The 1233-nt window shown below is 38.4% G+C and carries 3 protein-coding genes and 1 pseudogene; all 4 read right to left on the bottom strand.

Features of this window, described 5'->3' with window-relative positions; genetic code table 11:
• Nucleotides 1-251, bottom strand: a 251-nt coding sequence (locus ACFIK8_RS09595; protein ID WP_375669294.1) for a cation:proton antiporter, incomplete at its 3' end; no start/stop codon positions are given.
• The gene (locus ACFIK8_RS09590; RefSeq protein WP_042995529.1) at nt 248-529 is read right to left on the bottom strand and encodes a K+/H+ antiporter subunit F; all 282 of its coding nucleotides are present in this window, start codon (nt 527-529) and stop codon (nt 248-250) included. The genes ACFIK8_RS09590 and ACFIK8_RS09595, both read right to left, overlap by 4 nt.
• Complete coding sequence (locus ACFIK8_RS09585; protein WP_014924611.1) at nt 526-1011, bottom strand: Na+/H+ antiporter subunit E; 486 nt, start codon at nt 1009-1011, stop codon at nt 526-528. The genes ACFIK8_RS09590 and ACFIK8_RS09585 overlap by 4 nt, the downstream gene beginning before the upstream one ends.
• Nucleotides 1008-1233 (bottom strand): annotated as a pseudogene (locus tag ACFIK8_RS09580) (cation:proton antiporter); the annotation flags it as partial. The pseudogene ACFIK8_RS09580 and the gene ACFIK8_RS09585, both read right to left, overlap by 4 nt.

Raw genomic sequence — 1233 nt, 5'->3', positions numbered from 1 at the left:
GTTAGGAGCAAAAAAAGCATCAGCAATATTTCATGAAAAACAAAATGATGATCCACAAGCATTGAGTAAAGAAACGAAGAAATGAGAATGCTGCCAACGCCCCAGCTTGCAGCCACTGAAAGCATATGCAAACGCTCATAAAAACTGGAAAAACGCACTAAACCTATCGTTCCTATCAGTGTCAATCCAGATCCCAATATTAAGAAAAAAGTGATAACAATAGCGACTGCAAGCGATACATCATCCTTCATTCAATAACTTCTCCACGCATTAAGAACTTCGCCAAAGCGATACTTGAAACAGGACCTAAAAGCCCAATAATGAGAGCCGCTACAAAATAAATAGTTGTTCCTGAGCGAATATCGAATGTAAGAAACAAAAGAATAGCGGTTATATAAAGAGCATCCAAACCAACGATCCGATCCTGCGCCCGTGGACCACGAATCAACCGAAACAGTGCAAGGATCATCGCCACACTTAAAAAAAACTGCGAAAAGAAAAGCCCCCAATAAAGGATCATCATGCTCATGAGAAAATCTCCAAAAGCAGTTGCTCATACCGTTGTTTGATCAACTGTTGGTAATTATATCTATTTTTTAAATTCAAGACATGAAGCAAAAGTTCACCATTTTTTCTATTATAGGCAATCCAAACAGCTCCAGGAGTTGCTGAAAGTATACAAACTAAAACAGCCAAAGCAATGCGACTTTCAAGCAAAAGAGGGACCACAATAAAACCCGACTGCTGTTCTCGAGATCTTTTTGTTAAAACAAACCAAGCTACTGAAACATTTGAGGATATAGAATCTATAAATACTCGAAAAATGAGACGAAAAACCGCCCCCCAACTTCTAATAGTGATCTTTTCCGGTTCAAGAAGCTGCCTCATCCAACCAACAAACAAAGCAATTATAATGCCTAAAAGCAATTGACCCAAATTAAAACCATTTAAAGTCAGCCACATAAAAACAATTGCCGCACCGAAAAAAGGGAAAGGACAAAAATATTTCATCGACTCATTTCCCTCTTTTCGAGAAAAAAATCATCTAAAACGCTCCCAATGTAATTCTGAGGTTCATACAAAGTCTTAGCAGTTTCATACATATAATGACTAACAGGACCGGCTACAATTGTTATAAGAAAACACAAAGAAAGGAGAACAGCAATAGGCGCAAATTCTATCACTTGTACACGGGGAACCCTCCCTTCGAGAGAAACCCAAAAAGTTCGAACA

Source organism: Bartonella sp. MR168JLCBS (genome assembly GCF_042194175.1).
Note: the sequence above shows the minus strand (reverse complement) of the source record. Positions and strands in the feature narration are given on the sequence as shown.

Coding starts and splice junctions, on each gene's coding strand:
- ACFIK8_RS09590 (WP_042995529.1), bottom strand. CDS start 529: ATGAGCATGATGATCCTTTATTGGGGGCTTTTCTTTTCGCAGTTTTTT.
- ACFIK8_RS09585 (WP_014924611.1), bottom strand. CDS start 1,011: ATGAAATATTTTTGTCCTTTCCCTTTTTTCGGTGCGGCAATTGTTTTT.